This window comes from Salinimicrobium xinjiangense DSM 19287, assembly GCF_000423585.1.
Taxonomy (GTDB): domain Bacteria; phylum Bacteroidota; class Bacteroidia; order Flavobacteriales; family Flavobacteriaceae; genus Salinimicrobium; species Salinimicrobium xinjiangense.
The window spans coordinates 1-1,205 of sequence record NZ_AUIG01000051.1 but is presented as its reverse complement, the minus strand read 5'-3'; the positions used below and the strand labels follow the sequence as shown (position 1 = coordinate 1,205).

Below are 1,205 nucleotides of genomic sequence, written 5' to 3'. Positions count from 1 at the left end.
TGTAAGCTTCCCCTAATTAGAACTGCTTGATGATATAAAATTATTGTTTTTGGTTTTATCTGTAGTCGCTAATAGAGAATTATATTCTGCATATTCTATTGGAGCCATTTTTCCTAATGCATCGTGAGGTCTTTGATTATTGTAATCATCGATCCATACCTGTGTTTGTTCTCGTACCTGATCCAGATCTTCAAAAATGTATTTATTTAAAACTCCTCTTCTATAACTTCCATTGAATCGTTCAATGAAAGCATTCTGTGTAGGTTTTCCTGGCTGGATATATTGGAAGTCGATTCCATGCATCTGACTCCATTCTGAAGCTATTTTAGCAATAAACTCAGGACCATTGTCCATTCTTATCTTCTGAGGTTTTGTTCTTCGGTTAATTAGGTGGTTTAGTACCCAAATTACTCTATTGCTGGGCAAGGAAAAATCAACTTCTATGTGAAGTGCCTCCCGGTTGTAATCATCAATAATGGTAAAGGCCCTAAACCTTCTTTTATTATCCAGGACATCTGTGACAAAATCCATACTCCAGGTATGATTGAGTGTCTCAGGTACTTTTAAGGGTTCTTTTACTCTTGCTGGTAATCTTTTCTTCACTTTACGCCTTAAGGTTAAGCCAAGGTTTTTATATACACGATAAACTCTTTTGTGGTTCCACGGCTTTCCTTCCTTACGCAGTCGCTCATAAGCCATCCAAAAGCCTTCCTCACTATACTTCTCTGCCTTTTGCTGTAAGGCTTCTTCTATGGGTTTATCATCTTTAGGGAGAGGAGCATAATAAAACACACTCTTGCTCATTTTTAAGACACGGCACGCCCTGCTTATACCGTAATGAGCAAGTTCTTTAGCTATCGTTCTCTTACGGCAAGGCTTTAGAGCTTTTTTTCGATGATCTCTTTAGCCATCTCATGATCCAGAGAAAGGGTTGCATACATTTGCTTGAGTCGACGGTTCTCTTCTTCAAGTTCTTTGAGTCGCTTAAGTTCTTTGCCATTCATTCCGCTAAAACGCTCTCGCCATTTATAAAAGGCAGCGGTGCTTACACCATATTCACGACTGATCTCGGCAGCTGTTTTACCGTTATCAAATTCTTTAAGGATCTTAGAGATTTGCTGTGGAGAAAATTTGCTTTTTTTCATACTGTTTAAAATTAAGAATTATTCTACTTTTAAACAGTTCGGTTTTAAGGGAAGCTTACA

1 protein-coding gene is annotated in these 1,205 nt (G+C 37.9%); it reads right to left on the bottom strand.

Annotated features, from left to right (window positions below):
- Positions 1–12: 12 nt before the first annotated feature.
- Positions 13–1,145, bottom strand: a protein-coding gene (locus G564_RS0113075; RefSeq protein WP_156879242.1) for an IS3 family transposase whose coding sequence is annotated in 2 segments (ribosomal slippage) — positions 13–884 and positions 884–1,145 — 1,134 coding nt in all. Because the reading frame shifts where the segments join, the coding sequence is not laid out codon by codon here.
- Positions 1,146–1,205 lie beyond the last annotated feature (60 nt).